This window comes from Corallococcus sp. AB032C, assembly GCF_003668935.1.
Taxonomy (GTDB): Bacteria; Myxococcota; Myxococcia; order Myxococcales; family Myxococcaceae; genus Corallococcus; species Corallococcus exiguus.
Genome location: NZ_RAWP01000044.1, coordinates 20,096 through 36,394 on the forward strand (window position 1 = coordinate 20,096; position 16,299 = coordinate 36,394).

General features: G+C 71.0%; 6 protein-coding genes. 2 read left to right on the forward strand and 4 right to left on the reverse strand.

Going from position 1 to position 16,299, the window contains the following annotated elements:
• Positions 1–227: 227 nt before the first annotated feature.
• The gene (locus tag D7X99_RS20455; protein WP_121779249.1) at positions 228–4,355 is read right to left on the reverse strand and encodes a DUF3857 domain-containing protein; all 4,128 of its coding nucleotides are present in this window, start codon (positions 4,353–4,355) and stop codon (positions 228–230) included.
• Positions 4,356–4,582: 227 nt separating this feature from the next.
• On the opposite strand from D7X99_RS20455, the gene D7X99_RS20460 reads away from it, so the two are divergent.
• Together D7X99_RS20460 and D7X99_RS20465 are read left to right on the forward strand one after the other, a co-directional pair.
• Positions 4,583–5,725, forward strand: a complete 1,143-nt coding sequence (locus tag D7X99_RS20460; RefSeq protein WP_121779250.1) for a hypothetical protein — start codon at positions 4,583–4,585, stop codon at positions 5,723–5,725.
• Between the two features lie 13 nt (positions 5,726–5,738).
• Positions 5,739–7,910, forward strand: coding sequence for a bifunctional alpha,alpha-trehalose-phosphate synthase (UDP-forming)/trehalose-phosphatase (locus D7X99_RS20465; RefSeq protein WP_121779251.1), 2,172 nt, complete (start codon positions 5,739–5,741; stop codon positions 7,908–7,910).
• A 21-nt stretch (positions 7,911–7,931) separates the two neighbouring features.
• On the opposite strand, the gene D7X99_RS20470 is transcribed toward D7X99_RS20465, so the two are convergent.
• From D7X99_RS20470 to D7X99_RS20480, 3 genes are all read right to left on the reverse strand, one after another.
• A complete protein-coding gene (locus D7X99_RS20470; protein WP_169831108.1) occupies positions 7,932–10,226 on the reverse strand; it encodes a hypothetical protein in 2,295 nt (764 codons plus the stop codon).
• 85 nt (positions 10,227–10,311) lie between these two features.
• Entirely contained in the window at positions 10,312–13,974 is a 3,663-nt protein-coding gene (locus D7X99_RS20475; protein WP_121779252.1) for a DUF3857 domain-containing protein, read from the reverse strand.
• Positions 13,975–14,229: 255 nt separating this feature from the next.
• Positions 14,230–16,263: a glycosyl hydrolase family 18 protein gene (locus tag D7X99_RS20480; protein WP_121779253.1), complete on the reverse strand. Its 2,034-nt coding sequence runs from the start codon at positions 16,261–16,263 to the stop codon at positions 14,230–14,232.
• Positions 16,264–16,299: the final 36 nt, after the last annotated feature.

Sequence of the window (16,299 nt, forward strand, 5' to 3'; positions counted from 1 at the left end):
CAGCCTCCTCGCTCAGCCCTGCGTCTGTGTGTCTTCAACCATGATAACGCCCAGGAAGGAAAACCTTGCAAGTTAGTCTCACGTGTCGGGTTGTTGTCTTTAAACCGCCCCTTTGTCTCAGGAAGATTCCACGGCGGCTGTCCGCCAGCGCCGCTGCCGGTCGCATTTTCTGATCAGGCAGCAAGCATCCGGTGATTGTGGACCCATGTGGAAAACCGCAGGGCCGCTCACCGGCGATTGAGACGGGTCTGCGCCAGCCGGTGGAACGAGCGCGAGTCGGATGTGTCGTCGCGGGGGACCGCGCGATAGAGCCCCCGAGCCGCTTCCGTCAGCCCGAAGGACTCCGCGAGCCGGGCCTTCACGTAGAGCAGGCCCGCGTTCGTCGGCGTGTCAGCGCCGCCCAGGTCCATGGCGTCGTCCACCAGCTTTCGTGCCTCCACCAGCTTGCCGGACTCCGCCAGCAGCGCCGCGAGCAGGGCGGTGGGCGTCGTGTCTCCTTCCGCGCCCAGGCGCACGGCCTTCTGGGCCCACGCGATGTCCTCGGGCCTCACCCGGCCGCGGTACAGCGCCGCCCAGGCCAGGGTCCGGTACGCGTCAGCCCCCCCGCCTCCCAGGTCCATCAGCTCGCGCGTGGCTTCGTCCAGCCTCTCCCAGTTGCCCAGGTTCAGGGAGGCCAGCATCAGGGACTCGAAGCCCAGGCTGTCCGTGTGCAGCAGCCCGAGCCGGCTCTCGGACACCTGGCGCAGCTCCGCCCACCGGCCGCTCTCCGAAAGCATCTCGCGCTTGAGCCAGAAGGCATCCGCGGATTGCGGTACGTCCGAGCGCACCTCGTCCAGGATGACCTCGGCGTTCGGGCTCTGGCCGTTCGCCCGCGTGGCCACCGCCAGCGCCAGCATCAGCCGGTGCCGCTCCTGACCCGACGCGTACTGCGCCTGGGCCCGCAGCGCGGCGAGCACGCGCGCGTCACCCGTGCTCGCGCCCAGGTAGGCGCATGCGGCGCGCAGGTGCGTCACGCCCTCCGCGCCGGAGAAGCCCCGCAGCGTGTTCGCGAAGGAGGCCAGGGGGGACAGGCCCGTCGGCTCCACCGCGCGGGTGTCCGCCACGGCCCATTCAATCCACACCAGGGCCTGCTTGAGCTTGCCGGCATCCAGCCATCGCAGCGCCTCCGCTCCCAGCGGGCGCGGATCCGTCACCGAGCCCAGCAGGCGCAGCTGGTTGCTCTCATTCACGATGTACCAGGCGTCCTCGTACACCTGCGCGCCCAGCAGGAACTTCAGCCGCACCCGGTAGCCGATCTTCTCCTGTCCCTCCACCTTGAGGTCGAGCGCGGCCACCGCGAGGTCCGCCATGGAGGACTCGCCCACGGTGTCCAGGGAGGTCCGTGAGAAGCGCGAGGCCTGGGCCTGGAGCAGCTCCAGCTTGCGGTCCAGCGTGCTGTCCTCGCGGTCGCGGTTGGACAGCAAGGGGCGGATGGTGGCCTTGAAGTCCTTCGCGTCGCGTGCCGTCCAGGCCGCCTTGACGATGCGGCGCACCAGCGCCTCCGGCCCCTTCTCCTCCTTCGCGTTCTTGCCGTCGCGGGCGTTCTTCGCCAGCTCCAGCTGGAACTGGCGGTCCGGGTCGTAGGCGCCCTTGAGCGCCGCCTCGAAGAGCTTCACCGCGTCACCGGCCCGGCCCCGCGTGAGCAGGTGGTTGCCCGCGAGCGCCAGCGCCTGGCGGCGCGCGTCCGGCCCCTCGAACTCGAGGTCCGCCGCCGCGATGGCCTCCGGGATGCCCTGGCGTTCCGCCGTGGTCATCACCAGCACCTTCGTCCGCAGGTCGGAGGGCGCGGCCTTGCGCGCGGCCTCCAGCGCCTCGGCGGTGGCGCCCGAGCGGAACAGGGCCGCGATGAGCCGGTCGTCCACGTCCTGGGCGTGCAGGTCATCGCGCAGGTGGCGCCAGGTGGCCACCGCCTCGGCGAGAGGCGCGCCCCGGCCGAAGCGCTCGCCCTCGCGGTTGTGCTCCAGCAGGTCCGCCAGGAGCACGTTCGCGGAGATGTTGTCCGGCTCCAGCGCGATGGCCTTGCGGCACGCCGCCACCGCGCCCTCCAGGTCCGCGCCCGGCAGCATCGGCTGGCCCTGCGGGTCATGCTGCAGGACCCACGCGAGCACGTGGTGGACCAGCGGCGAGGACGGCCGCTGCTCCACGGCCCGGCGCGCCTCGATGCGGGCCTGCTCGCCAAAGCCCAACCGCAAGAGCGTGCCGGCGTAGCGCGCGCGCACCTGCGCCGACTCCGCGCGCGAGGTGAGCCGCTTCTCGTAGAGGTCCAGGCCGTCCTTCACCCGCCCCGCCTCCACCAGCCGGGCGCCCCGGTCCTCGAACTCCACCTCCATCGGTGCCCGGTGCGCGAACGTGGCCAGCGCCGTGCGGAAGGCCGTCACCTCGTCCGGCGTGTAGCGGCGCTTCACGGTGTCGAAGCGGAAGGTGGCGCTGAGGCCGCCGTCGGACTCGCGCGTGTAGGCCAGCGCGAGCGTCGCGGGCCCCAGGGACAGCGTCTCGTCGCGGGGGACGGTCCGCACGCCGAAGCCCTGGGGCGGGCGCAGGCGGTAGCGCACCTCCGCGCGGTAGGCCACCGGGAGCACCAGGTCCGCCTTGCGCTTCGAGGGCAGGGCGGGCTTGCGGCCCAGCTCGTCCGGCAGCAGCTCCCGCACGTCGTCCAGTGAGTCCGGCAGCCAGGCCAGGGGCGAGTCGAGCCGCAGGGGGACGCGCACGCCGCGCCAGCCCGTGGTGGCGAAGCGCGCGGACGCGACGTCCAGCTCCAGCCGGAAGGGGCCGGTGCCCTCCTCCAGCGACGTGTGCTTCAGGTCCTCCAGGGTGCCCTGGTACTGCGCGGTGGCGAGCGCCTCCAGGTTGCGGCGCAGGTCGTCCGGGCGCACCGCGCGCAGCAGGCGGCGGTACTGCACCGCCAGCGAGCCCGACAGCTCGCGCGTCTCCTTCACGCGGGCCGGGCCCTCGTCGGACAGCTCCACGGTGCGGGTGAAGAGGGCGGTGTTCGCCGAAGGGGGCGCCTCGTCGATGACGGTGAGCCCCTGGGTGTCCTGCGCGGCCACCAGCGCGTGACGTCCCTGAAGCTCCGGGGCGAGCATCCCGGCCTCCGCGCCTGGATCCGTGGGGTCGATCCACAGGGCGGGCGCCCCGGGAACGTGGACGATGGCGTGATTGAAGAAGCCCATGCCCGGAAGCTCAGGCACGTCCTCGCGCCCGGAGCGCACCAACGCCACGTGGGCGGGGATGCCCGCGCCGCGCAGCAGGCCCACGAGCAGCGTGGACATCTCCTTGCAGTCGCCGTACTGGCGCGCGAGCACCTGCTTCGGCGGAGCGGGAATGATGGCGGCGGCGCCGAACTCCAGGCCCGTGTAGCGCACCGACTCCCGCACCTCCTCCAGCAGCCGCTGCGCCACGACGCGACGGTCCTTGGAGCCCTTCGCGAGCGCGCGGGCCCGGGCCTGGAGCGACGAGCCATCCAGCTGTTCCTCGACGATGGTGTCATAGGCCCGGGCCACCTCGTTCCAGGAGCGGCCCGTGGAGAAGGCCACGTGCGGCTGGAAGGCCTGGGCCGCGGGCATGTCCGCTTCCAGCGCCGTCACGGCGGCGTAGGGGCCGCCCTCGAAGCTCAGCCGCTTGCGGTCGGACTGGTGCTGCGGCAGCGGCTCCAGCGGCAGCCCCTGGACGCGCAGCGCGAGCTGGGTGCTGGGGGCCACGTCGATGGCCAGGCGCACCTTGCGCACGGGCACAGGGCTGGCGAAGTAGAAGTGCGTGACGACGCCCGCGTCGAAGAACGCTTGCGTGTCCTCCACCACCGATTCCACCTCCACGATGCTGCCGGGCCGGAGCGAGGGCAGCGGCGCGCGCAACGCGCGGGTGTCGCTGTAGACGTCAGGCGCCGCGTCCTCCACGGGCGCGTCGTGCAACGTCCCTTCATCCAGCGGGTGCTCCTTCCCATCCGGCGTGATGACGCGGGCGCGGAGGACGGGGCGCTGCTGGCGCCAGGGGGACCACTCGGCGCGGGCCTCGGCCCACTGGCGCACGCCCGCGGCGGTGAGGATGCGGAAGACGTTGCGGTGGGTGGTGCGCCAGCGGTGGGGCCCCAGCTCCTGGTAGTTCCCTTCCCGCAGCAGGACCTCCACGTCACCGCCCCCCGCCGGCGCGGGCAGCTTCGCGGCGCTGGTGGCCATGGCGGAGGCGGAAGCCGTGAAGGCCGGCCCTTCCCAGGGCAAGGCGCGCTCGGCGCCCAGGGCGGGAAGTGAGGCGAGGAGCAGGCAGAGCAGCGTGGAGGACGTCGCGTTCCAGCGGGCCGGAACCGGTGAGGCATTGCGCATGGGCGTGGGAGCGCGTCCGTCCAGACGGGAGCCGGTGGAGAGGAGGGCGCGGGGTGCAAACCCTAACGAATCGCCTGCACGGAATGACACGCACTCGCCGTCGTGGCCGCGCGCTGCTTGCGCCTCAATGACTGCTCAGATGGAGAGGATTGTCTGGATATTGTGTAAATCAAGTGGGTGCGCCAGGACCAGGGAGGACCGGAGAGTGCGCTAATCTCCCGGTCTCGATGCCCCGTCTCCTCTCGCCCGCGCAGGCCTGGCTGTTCGGCCGTGGCGTGGACCTCTCCGTGTTCGCCGGCAGCGCGCTCGTGTCCGTGGCCTTCGTGCTGGCCTCGCCGTGGCTGGGGGCGGTGGGGGACACGCCCGCGTGGGCGTGGCTCCTGTTCGTGGTGGGCGTGGACGTGGCGCACGTCTGGTCCACGCTGTTCCGCACGTACCTGGACGGCGAGGAGGTGTCGCGCCGCCCGGGCCTCTACGTGGGCGCGCCGCTCGCCGCGTACACGGCGGGCGTCTTCGCGTACATGGTGTCTCCCGGAACGTTCTGGAGCCTGTTCGCGTACGTGGCGCTGTTCCACTTCATCCGCCAGCAGTACGGCTGGGTGGCGCTCTACGACCGCAAGGCGCGCGCGTCCGCCTTCGAGCGGCGCCTGGATGCCGCGGCCGTCTACGCCGCCACGCTGGGCCCCGTCGTGTGGTGGCACGCGAACCTGCCTCGCTCCTTCTGGTGGTTCGTGGAGAACGACTTCATCTCCGGCCTCCCGCCGTGGATGGGCACCGCGGCGCTGGGCGCGCACGCGGCGGTGCTCACGCTGTGGGCGGGCTTCCAGTGCTTGCGCATCGCGCGGGGCGAAGGCGTGCAGGCCGGCAAGGTGCTGCTGGTCGTGGCCACGTGGGTGGCGTGGTTCGGCGGCATCGTGCTCGCGCGGGACGACTTCGCGTTCACGGTGATGAACGTGGTGCTGCACGGCGTGCCGTACTTCGCGCTGCTGTTCCGCTACGCGCGCGGGCGCCACGCGGAAGGGGGCTTCGGCGATTTGGGCGTGCTCCTGCGTGCGGGGCTGCCGGGCTTCCTGCTGTTCCTCGCGGGCCTGGCGCTCTTGGAAGAGGGGTTGTGGGACGTGCTGGTGTGGCACGACCGTCCGGTATTGTTCGGCGACAGTGGCCCCGCGCTGGAGGCGGATGTGCTGGCGCTCGTGGTGCCGCTGCTTGCGCTGCCGCAGGCCACGCACTACGTGTTGGACGCCTTCATCTGGAAGGCCGGCAGGGAGCCCGCGCTGCTGGTGCGGCTCGGCTGGGCACGGGCGGGCCAGGGGGCCTCAAACGTCAGCCAGGCGCACAAGGTGGTAGCCATTCCCGGAGGAGGTGAATAGAGCTAGTGGGTCTATGGCTCGACTCCTGCTCGTTTCGAACCGTCTTCCCGTCACCGTCAAGGCGGAGAAGGATGTCGTCTCCGTGGTGCGCAGCGCCGGGGGGCTCGCCACCGGGCTCAGCCGCCCGCACGAGCGCTCCGGAGGCATGTGGATTGGCTGGCCCGGGGATGTCTCAAGGCTGACGGACGCCCAGCGCGCGCAGGTGGAGAAGCAGCTGGCGGACCTGCGCTGCGTGCCGCTGTACCTGTCCGCCAGCGAGGTCAGCCGCTTCTACGAGGGCTACTCCAACCGGGTGCTCTGGCCGCTGTGTCACTACATGCTGGACCGCGTCCCCCGGCAGGACCGGGACTGGGACGCCTACCGCAAGGCGAACGAGCGCTTCGCCGACCTGGCCGCGAAGCACTATCAGCCGGGCGACACCATCTGGGTGCACGACTACCAGCTCATGCTGGTGCCCGGGATGTTGAGAGCGCGCCTGCCGCACGCGCGCATCGGCTACTTCCACCACATCCCGTTCCCGTCGTCCGAAATCTTCAGCACGCTGCCCCGGCGCGGGGAGCTGCTCCGGGGCCTCTTGGGCGCGGACCTCATCGGCTTCCACGCGGTGAGCTACGTGCGGCACTTCTCCGGCACGCTGCTGCGGCACCTGGGGCTGGACACGGACGTCGACCGCGTCCTCTTCCAGGGGCGCGAGGTGCGCGTGGGCGCCTTCCCCATGGGCATCGACGCCACCGCCTTCGAGACGCTGGCGCGCGAGCCCGCCGTCATGGACGAGGTGAAGGTCCTGCACGAGCGCTCGCGTGACGAGCGGCTGCTCGTGGGCATCGACCGGCTGGACTACACCAAGGGCATTCCCCGGCGCCTGCTCGCGGTGCAGCGCGTGCTGGAGCGGGAGCCGGCCCTGCGCGGGCGCCTGCGCTTCATCCAGGTGGCCGTGCCCAGCCGCACGCAGGTGCAGGCCTACGCCGAATACCGCGAGACGGTGGACGAGCTGGTGGGCCGCATCAACGGCCTCTACGGCACCGTGCACAGCACGCCCGTGCACTACCTCTACCGCTCGCTCAACGAGAAGCAGCTGGTGAGCCTCTACCGTGGCGCGGACGTGATGCTGGTGACGCCCGTGCGCGACGGCATGAACCTGGTGGCCAAGGAGTTCTGCGCGGCCCGCCCGGACGACGACGGCGTGCTGGTGCTCAGCGAGTTCGCGGGCGCGGCGGCGGAGATGCGCGACGCGCTGCTGGTGAACCCCTACGACGTGGAGGGCATGGCGGACGCCATCGAACAGGCGCTGGAGATGCCCAGGCCCGAGCGCCAGGAGCGCATGCGCAACCTGCGCGCGGGCGTGAAGGCGCGAGACGTGCACTGGTGGGTGGCCAGCTTCCTGGACCGGCTCCAGGGGCTGCCCTCGGTGGCGGAGAAGCCGCCGCTGCCGGACGGCATGCTCGCGTTGGACAAGCTGAAGGGGCCGGGCCGCAAGGTGCTGTTCCTGGACTACGACGGCACGCTCGTGGGCTTCGCTTCCATGCCGGAGCTGGCCGCGCCGGACGCGGAGTTGATGACGCTGCTCCAGGAGCTGTGCGCCCGGCCGGATATCTCCGTGCACATCGTGAGCGGCCGCCCGCGCGAGACGCTGGATGCGTGGTTCGGTGAGCTGCCCGTGGGGTTGCACGCGGAGCACGGCCTGTGGTCGCGCATGCGGCGGGGCCAGCCGTGGCAGGCGCTGCCGGGCGTGTCCTTCGAGTGGAAGCCAAAGGTGAAGCCCGTGCTGGACGCGTTCGCGGCGCGGGTGACGGGCTCGTTCGTGGAGGAGAAGACGGCGTCGCTCGCGTGGCACTACCGCAAGGTGGACGCGGAGTTCGGAGCGCTCCAGGCGCGCGAGCTGCGCCTGCTGCTCTACGAGAAGTTCTCCCAGGAGCCCATGCACATCCTGCCCGGCGACCGGGTGGTGGAGGTGCGGCCCCGGGGCGTCAACAAGGGCCGCGTGGTGCCAGAGGTGCTGAAGCAGGAGGCGCCGGACGTGCGCGTGGTGGCCCTGGGCGACGACGTCACCGACGAGGACCTCTTCGCCGCGGTGCCCCCGGGCGGCATCACCGTGCACGCGGGCAACAAGCACACGTGCGCGGCGTACCGCGTGGAGGGGCCGCCGGAGGTGCGGCGGTTCCTGAAGGCGCTGCTCGGGAAGTAGCCGCGGGGCGGCCCGTGGGCTTCAGAGATTGAAGCCCACGTTGCCCACGGAGATGCTGGGTCCGAAGATGAAGGACCACTTGCTGGAGGGCACCACGGTGTCGGTGGTGGGGTCGCCGCTGGTGCGCCGGGTGATGTCGCCCCGGAACTCGCGGGCAATCCATGCGTTGGCACCCACCGCCGCGCCCGGGCCAATGGGCACGCGCAGGCCCAGGCCCAGCACGGCCGCCAGCGTGGGCGGGAACTGGATGTCCCCGGACTGCGGCACCAGGCCCAGGCCCATCAGGCCCATCTCGATGCCCAGCAGGCGCTCCTGGCCCTCGTTGTTGAGCAGCGCCAGGCGCGACAGCACGCCGAAGTTGATGGCCAGCTGTCCCGTGGGCTGCGTCGCGCGGTAGAGGCCCGCGGGAATGGTGGCCATGGTGTAGAGGCGGAACATTCCGCCGCGCACGATGGCGGTCCACTGCGCGGACGGCAGGCCCGTGCGGTCCACCGTGGAGAGGGCGTAGCGGGACTCATCCGCGACGTGCGCCACCTGCACGAGGATGCGGTCGTACTGGCCCAGGTTGCCCTGCACGGGGATGACGCGCATCTCACCCTTGGGCCGCAGGAACAGGCGCTGGTCCACGCTGCTCTCGCCCCGGACGGAGTTGTCGGACTTCGTCACGGTGATGCGCAGGGTGATTTCCTGGTTGCCCTCCTCCAGCGTGAGGCGCTCGCGGTGGATGATGACGCGGCAGGTGTTGCGCATGCCGTACTCCAGCCGGTGTGGACGGCTGGGCGCGAGCTTCTCGTCGTTGCCCTCTTTATCCGCGCAGATGAACTCCACCAGATTCTCCACGTTGGTGGGCACGCTGGCTTCACGCACCGCGCGCTGCACGCGCTCGTTGGTGACGAACAGGTCGGACGTGGCCAGCTCCGCGGGCAGCGTGGGCAGCCGGTAGGCGAAGCGCAGCGACACGAAGCCGCCGGCGGTGGCCTCGCCCTGGATGAGCGTGGTGGTTTCTCGCATCGTCACGGTGTACGCGCCGCCCAGCGGGCGCAGCACGAAGCGGCCCAGGCCGCCGTTGGACGCCACCGTCACCTCCGCCGGGCGGTTGGTGGGCACGAAGTCGATGCTGCCGTGGCCGGGCAATTCCAGCGTCGCGCGCGGGTCCGGCACGGGCTTCGTGTCCGCCGTCTCCGACGCCACCACCGTGCCGTCCACGCGTGACGTGATGGCGGTGACGGTCACCTGCGGCTCGTTGGTGCCGCTGGTGCGCAGGAGCACGTAGGTGCCGTCCTGCGCCTTCACCACGCGCTCCACCCGCACGCGCGCGCCGTTCACCGTCCACAACAGGCCGCGCGGGTCGTGCGCGCAGGCCGGGTCCAGGCGCATCACCAGGCCAGAGTCCTCCGCGTCGCGCAGCACCGTGCCCTCCACCGCGGTGATGGGGCACGCGAGCACGGGCAGCGTCTCGGAGAAGGACGTCTCCAGCGCGTCGCCCTTCGCGAAGAACACGCGCGGCACCAGCCGCAGGCGCAAGGACACCGTGGGGTTCAACCCCGGCACGTTGCGGATGGACACGGCGCCCTCGGTCACCTCGCAGCGCGCGGTGCCGCAGTCCACGGACGCGATGGCCTCCGAGTGCGTCACCGCCGCGTAGCCGGGGCCCTTGGACAGGTCCACGCCGGAGGACTGCACCAGGGGCCGCGTGAGCACGGTGCGGCCGGGGCGCAGGCGGAAGTATTCGTCGTCCAGGAAGCGACCGTTGGCGTCGTACGTCGATACACCCGCGCCCCTGCGGCCGTAGGCGGGGACCCACGACAGCGTCGCGTCCGTGGGCAGGCCGGGCGTCAGCGGGACGGCGCACTCGTTGGGGGCGTTGGGCTCCAGGCAGAAGTCCTGGCCGTCCACGGAGGCCGTCTTCGGATCCACGCCCCGGGGTGTCCCGGACCAGGCGATGGCCACGTTCTTCAGGCCAGTGCCCTTGAGCTCCAGGCGCCCGTCGTCCGGGTAGAACGTGGTGGCGGCGCTGTCGATGCGCGGGAAGGGCCCGGTGGCCACCACCACCACGGTGTCGGTGGCCGTGGCGCAGGAGGCCTCGTCCGCGGCGACCTTCAGCTCCAGCGTGCGGCTGGCGTCATCCGCGCGTGTGGGCGGCTTGAGCGTGCGGCCCTCCAGCACCCAGCCGCCGCGCACCGGGCCGCACAGCACGCCCTTGGGGATGACCTCCACCGCCCGGCCACCTTCGGGGAGCTGGACGACGGGGGTGGCGGCGGTGGCGACCGTCGCCACCAGCAGGCAGCCAAGGACGAGCGCGCGTGCAGGGTGCATGCATCTGCTTAAGCACGGAGGGCCGCGTCCGGGTCAAGCCCTCCGTGCTCATGCGACACCAGGCAGGCGCCGCGAGTGTCCGCGATTACCGCGAAGCCGTCTTCTGCCCCGGCCCCTGCAGCATGATGCGGCGGCCGAAGGCGCGGTCCACCCGGCCCAGGAACTCACGGAACTGGGGGTACTCGTCCGCCTTGATGCGGGCGACGGAGAGGGCCACCTCGCCGTCGGCGATGAGCGCGCCGTTCTCCACGCGGTAGCTGAGCTTCACGCGGCCGAACTGGGTGGTCTCCTCCACCGCCTGCGGCATCTCCGCCACGGTGTAGCCGCCGGGCAGCGTGTAGCGCAGCTTGAAGGTGTTCACCCAGGGGCTGGACATCACCAGGTCGAAGCGGCGCTCGGCGAGCGACGCGTACGCCTGCTGGTAGGTGCGCCCCGTGCCGAAGGGCAGGAAGCGCAGGCTGCCGCCGGGCAGCACCTCCGCGTAGCGCGGGATGCCCATGTTGAAGTCCAGCGTCACGTCGTCATCCAGGCGGGTGGTGTCGCTGAGCTTCACCTCGCGCACGGTGAGGCCGGGGAAGCTCTGCGCCCAGGCGCGCTCGAAGGTGGACTTGCGCGTGGACTCCGGGCGGTAGGCGCGGCGGTAGTCCGGCGCGGACTGGCCGGACACGCTGCTCTGGCCCTTCACGTCCGCGCCGCCGTCAGGCCGCAGCGCCACGTCCATGGCCAGCGTCGTCTTGTTGTCCTCCGCCTTGGCCTCCGGCGTGGTGAGGAAGTTGCTCGTCCCGTTGGGGTCCACCACCAGCACGTTGGCCACGCGGTCCGCGCTGGGGAGCTCCTTGGCGCCGTGGAACTCCGCCGTGCCGTCCAGGTACAGGTCGAACTTCGGCACGTACGCGATGGCGTGGTTGAAGGCCGCCAGCGACGCGGGCTCCGCGTCCAGCGCGCCCAGGTTGCGCATGCGCAGCAGCACCAGCCGGCTGTCCACGCCCGCCACCTTCAGCATGGAGTGGATGAGGCTCGCCTTGTCCTTGCAGTCGCCGAAGCGGCGCGCCAGCACGCGGTCCACGCGATACGGCTTGAAGCCGTGGATGCCGAACTCCAGCGCCACGTAGCGGGTGTTGGTGACGACGAAGGAGTAGATGGCGCGCACGACGGCCAGCTGGTCCTTGCGGTCCACGCCGGTGAGCACCTGGTCCACGGTGGTCTTCAGCTCCGCGTTGGGCTGGAGTTGGTCGCGCACCAGGCCCCACCAGTAGTGGCCCACCTGGTCCCACGTCTTGTACGTGGAGATGTGCAGGTTCTGGGCGACCTCCGCCCAGCCCGGCATGCCCGGCTCCGGCACCACCTTGGAGACGTGCTTCGCGCCGAAGCGGTACACGGTGCGACCGGACTCGGGGGACTCCTGCTGCTGGTCCACGCCGGCCAGGCGGCTCTTGTTCCAGTACAGCGGCCGCTCCTTGGGCATGTCCACGACGTACTGGAAGCGCACCTTCGGGTAGACGCCCTGCACGCTCTCCACGTCGCCCCAGTAGTCCGACAGCAGGTTGTCCTGCGCGGTGTCGTCCAGGCGGTAGGTGAGCTCCAGCGTGTCACCGGCGGCCAGCGACGGGAACGACAGGATGCGCGCGCGGGCGTCGTAGTACATGCCCGTCCACGGCTCGTTGATGTTGCGGTCCGCGTCGCCGTAGCTGTCCACCACGGAGCCGTCCGGCTTCGTCACGCGGGCGCGCAGCACGCGCACCTCCTGGCGGTCCGGTGAGTAGGTGATGGGGACGCTGCGGAACGCGTCCACGCCGCGCTGGTTGTACACGCGCACCGCCATCTGCTGCATGCGGCTGGACAGGCCGCTCTTCTGCACGCGCACGTAGGTGTTGTCCACGAGGTACAGGGCGTCCTCGTTCATGTAGCCCTCGGCCTCCTTGGACAGGGGCTTCGAGTCCACCAGGTACTGGGTGCCCGCGCTCTCGGACTCACCCTTGAGCGTGCGCAGGGCCTCCTTGAGGCCGGGGTTCTGCGGGCGCAGCACCAGCGACTTCTCGAAGGCGGCCAGGGCGGGCTCACGCTGACCGGCGGCGAGCAGCGCGCGGCCCTCGCGCTCGTACACTTCCGGCTCATCCGGAGAGAGCGCCTTGGCCTCGGTGAAGAGGATGGTGGCCTCCTCCGCGGCGCCGTTGGCGGCCTTCAGCTCCGCCAGCCGCACGCGGCTGCCGTTGTCGAAGGGGTTCAGGTCGGTGAGCTTCGCGTACTCGCGCTCGGCGGCGTCCACCTTGCCCGCGTCCGCGAGCATGGAAGCCAGCTGGCGGCGGGTGTTGGAGTCGTCGTAGCGCAGCGCCAGCACCACGCGCATGCGGTCCATGGCCTCCTGGTTGCGGCCCAGTTGACGGGACGCCGCGGCGGCCACGCGCACCACGCGGGGCACGCGAGGCTGCTGACGGAAGGCCTCCTCGATCAGTGCGTGCGCCCGGGCACGCTCGCCCAGGGCCTCCGCCGCGCGGGCGAGCAGGAGGCGCGCGCCCGGCACGTTGCGGCCGTCCTCCACCTCCAGGATGGGGGCGAGCATCGGCTGCACGCGCTCCGGGTGGCCGCGGTCCATCTCATGGTCCGCCAGCGCCAGGCGCGCCGGGGCGTAGGTGGGGTCCGCCTTCACGGCGGCCTCCAGGAAGCGGCGGCGCTCGTTGAGGTCGTCCGTCTGGGTGTTGGCGGCCAGCACTTGCAGACGCGCGTCGTTGGGGGCGCTCTCCGCGGCGAGCGCGGCCTCGGCGCTGGCGGTGTGCTCGCGCTCGTCATACGCGCGGAAGAAGGACAGCACCTGGGCGTAGTCGCCGCGCAGGGCCGCGTCGTCCGGGTTCTTCTCCACCAGCGCGCGCAGCGAGGAGGTCAGCGTGGGCAGGGGCTGCGGCGCGGGCGCGGGCATGCGCTCCAGGGCGGGGGCCTTGGCGGGCAGCGAGGCGCGGGCAGACGCGGACTCCGAGCGCAGGTAGAAGCCCAGCGGGCCGGACTCCTGGCACACCTTCACCAGCACGCGGTTGAGGCCCTTCTTGAGCTTCACCGACACGCGCGTCTGGTCCGGGCGCGGCAGGTTGTAGCGGTCCTCCTTGGACGCGAGCTGGCCGTTCACCCACAGGCGGTAGCCGCCGGAGGTACCCAGGCCCAGCGCCACGCGCGTGTCCTGGGGCACTTCCAGCCAGGTGAGCGCGTACGCCACGGACTCCTTGTTGGGGCGCACGGCGGTGGCCAGGTCCACGTAGCCGTCCGCGGACGTGACGGACAGCTTGCGCCAGGTGGCCTCGTGGCCCTTGGCGCCGGGGTAGCGCGCGGTGAGGTCCAGGTTGGCGGCCTCCGGACCGAAGTCCGTGTCGCAGCCGGCCTTGCCCTCGTTCTCGAAGCCGCCCACGACGTAGTAGTCGTTGACGAAGCCCAGCCACTGGCGGACCTCGTTGGCGCGCACCATCCGGCCGCGCGAGCGCTCCGCGTCCATCAGCAGCAGCTGCGCGGTGGTGCGCGTGTTCGCGTCCGACGTGCGGCGCGACGCAATCTGCTGGTAGGTGCTCACCAGCGGGGTGAGGTCCTCCACGTCATCCACCAGCGCGTGCATGCGCAGGAGTGCGGCGCCGCCGCGTGGCGAGTTGGCGGCCTTGACGGCCTCGGCCGCGTACTCGCGGGCCCGGTCGTCCGCGTTCGGCTTCGCGAGCCCCAGCACGGGGCAGGTGAGCACGACAAGTGCGGCCAGCGATGTGAAACGCGACATCCGTTCTCCTCGAAGTTCGACGGCGCCCGGGGGCAGGCAGGGGGCGATGACGCCAGTGAACAGGCGGACCCGTCACGGCCTTCCCCTGCATGTGGCCCCGGACGGCGGGCAGGCAACCCATTCACGTCCCACTCTATGCCGGACCGGTGTGGGGCGGGGTGGGCCCGTGAAGGCCGGGGCACGAAAACGCACAGGGCCGGCGCGGGCGTGATGCCCGTGCCGGCCCCGATGTGTGTCCCCGTGGAGGGGCGGACGTCAGTGGAGCTTGGTGTAGAGCGCGTTGACGAGGCCGCCATCGTCGCCGCTCAGCTCCCAGAACATCGCGCCGCCCAGGCCCTTGGCCAGGATGTAGTCCGACTTGGCGGCGAGGCTCTCCGGGTCGTCGTAGGCCACCCACACCTTGGTGGACGGGCTGTAGACGTAGGCCTGCTTGCTCTCCGGGTGGAGGAACTTCGTGTAGCCGGAGCCGGCGCGCTCGTAGTTGGCCTTGAGGTCCTTGTAGTCGAACACGCCGGTGAGGCCGGACTGGCCGTCATCCCAGGTGCCCTTGGTGGGGACGCCGGACTGGAACAGGCCGTTGTTCACGTTGGGCACGTTGCCCCAGCCGCGGCCGTAGAAGGGCACGCCCAGGACAATCTTGGAGGCGGGCACGCCCAGCTGGAGCATCTTCGCGATGGAGCCGTCGGTGTAGAAGCCGTCGTTGGCGCCCGGGTCGCCCGTCACGCGGTTGAGCGCGGAGTGGAAGTTGACCGTGCTCTCGAAGGCGCCGTGGTAGTCGTAGGACATCACGTTGATCCAATCGAGGATGCCGGCCAGCTTCACGGTCTCCTGCTTGTTGGCGAGCAGGTCCGGCGACGCGCCCGACGCGATGGTGAGCAGGTAGGACTGGCCCGTCTGCGCCGTCACGGCGGCCAGCTGGGTGCGGAACTCCTGCATGAGCAGGGTGTAGTTCACCTTGTCCGCGGGGCTGCTGATGTTGTCCGGCAGGCCGCCGCCGGTGGGGTACTCCCAGTCCACGTCGATGCCGTCGAACACGCCCACGCCGTTGGCCGGGGTGACGCCGGGGAACTGGCCCTTCACGTACAGGTCCACGCAGGACTTCACGAACGCGGTGCGCGACGCGGCGGTGGCGGCGACCTGTGAGAAGTACTTGGACCAGGACCAGCCGCCAATGGAGATGAGCAGCTTGAGGTTCGGGTTCGTCTTCTTCAGCTCCTTGAACGCGCGGAAGTTGCCGCGCAGCGCGCCGGGGTCCCACTCGCCGGGGTAGCCGAAGCCCTTGTCGATGTCCGCGAACGCGTCACCGAGGATGCACTTGCCGTCCGGGGAGATGTTGGAGAAGGCGTAGTTGATGTGCGTGAGCTTCGACGCCGGGACGTTGGACACCTGGTAGTTGCGGCCGTAGATGCCCCACGCGGTGAAGTAGCCGATGATCTTCTTGCCGCCCGGAGGAGTGCCGGGCAGCTCCACCACGACGCTCACGGTCTTGGTGCCCACGTTGCCGGCGGCGTCGTACGCCTTCACGGTGTACGTGTACGTGCCGTTCTGCGCGGACGTGGAGATGGCGCGCGTGAACGACGACGCGGTGGCCACGAGCGTGCCGTTCTCCAGGATTTCGATCTTCGTCACGCCCGTGTCGTCGGTGGCGCTGCCGGAGACGGTGAAGGAGCCCGCGGCGGTGATGCGCGACGCGCTGGCGTTGGCGGTGACGACGGGGGCGGTGACGTCGCCGGTGGAGGGAATGGCGACGGTGACGGTGACGGTCTTCGAGCCCACGTTGCCCGCGGCGTCATAGGCCTTCACGGTGTACGTGTACGTGCCGTTCTGCCCGGAGCCGGAGAACGCTCGGGTGAACGACGACGCGGTGGCGACGAGCGTGCCGTTCTCCAGGATTTCAATCTTCGTCACGCCTGTGTCGTCGGTGGCGCTGCCGGAGATGGTGATGGAGCCCGCGGTGGTGACGCTCGTCTTGCTGCTGGTCGCGGTGACGACGGGCGCGGTGGTGTCGCCGCCGCCCGTCACGGGGCCCAGGTCCAGCCACAGCGCCGCCACGGCCGTCGGCGTCCAGTCCGCCTGGGACGTGTGGGCCTGACGGCATTGATAGACGCGGCCTTCGAAGGTGACGCGAGTTCCCACTGAATAGGCGACGCCCACGGCCCACGCGGCATCCAGCGGTGCCTTCATCACGCTGCCCGGGCCCTCGGCTTCGGGAGCGAAGGACTCCTGGCCACAGCCAGCGACGGTCAGCGCGGACGCCACCAGGCCCACAATCCATTTGCTACGACGCATTCGTGTTCTCCTCGCCTGCGGTACACGCGGAAGGAG

What these genes read in the sequence shown, in the direction of transcription:
- D7X99_RS20455 (WP_121779249.1), bottom strand. Translation starts at nt 4,355, where the DNA reads ATGCGCAATGCCTCACCGGTTCCGGCCCGCTGGAACGCGACGTCCTCC.
- D7X99_RS20470 (WP_169831108.1), bottom strand. Translation starts at nt 10,226, where the DNA reads ATGCACCCTGCACGCGCGCTCGTCCTTGGCTGCCTGCTGGTGGCGACG.
- D7X99_RS20480 (WP_121779253.1), bottom strand. Translation starts at nt 16,263, where the DNA reads ATGCGTCGTAGCAAATGGATTGTGGGCCTGGTGGCGTCCGCGCTGACC.
- D7X99_RS20475 (WP_121779252.1), bottom strand. Translation starts at nt 13,974, where the DNA reads ATGTCGCGTTTCACATCGCTGGCCGCACTTGTCGTGCTCACCTGCCCC.
- D7X99_RS20465 (WP_121779251.1), top strand. Translation starts at nt 5,739, where the DNA reads ATGGCTCGACTCCTGCTCGTTTCGAACCGTCTTCCCGTCACCGTCAAG.
- D7X99_RS20460 (WP_121779250.1), top strand. Translation starts at nt 4,583, where the DNA reads ATGCCCCGTCTCCTCTCGCCCGCGCAGGCCTGGCTGTTCGGCCGTGGC.